Annotated in this window: 1 pseudogene; it reads right to left on the bottom strand. The window is 40.6% G+C overall.

Going from position 1 to position 377, the window contains the following annotated elements:
* Positions 1-377: pseudogene (locus ADH81_RS11170) on the bottom strand (hypothetical protein); the annotation flags it as partial.

The raw sequence follows: 377 nt of genomic DNA, 5'->3' as shown, positions 1-377 counted from the left end.
TACCAGTGTTTGGCAATTCTTTCGCTCCTGCTTTCTTAGCTGGTTCTTGAGCAGGTGAATCTTTAGTTGCTTCTTTAACAACGTTTTCAGAGGCAAGTACTGCTACTGATCCGTCCGCAAAGGTTACAACTACTGATCCATCATTATTAACCTTGATGTCTGTTGCTGTTGGGTTAGCCTTCTTAACTTCTTCTGCTACTTTAGCTTTTTCTGCGTCTGTTAAGTTAGCTGGATCTTTAACTGGTGTCTTAGCTTTTGGATCTTTAACGCCGTTTGAGTCAGCTTCTTTAACTGTCTTATCTGGTGTTACTGTTGCTGTTGATCCATCTGGGAAGGTTACAGTTGTTGTTCCATCTTTACCTACTTCAACATTTGTT

This window comes from Streptococcus pseudopneumoniae, assembly GCF_001072925.1.
Taxonomy (GTDB): Bacteria; Bacillota; Bacilli; order Lactobacillales; family Streptococcaceae; genus Streptococcus; species Streptococcus pseudopneumoniae_Q.
Note: the sequence above shows the minus strand (reverse complement) of the source record. Positions and strands in the feature narration are given on the sequence as shown.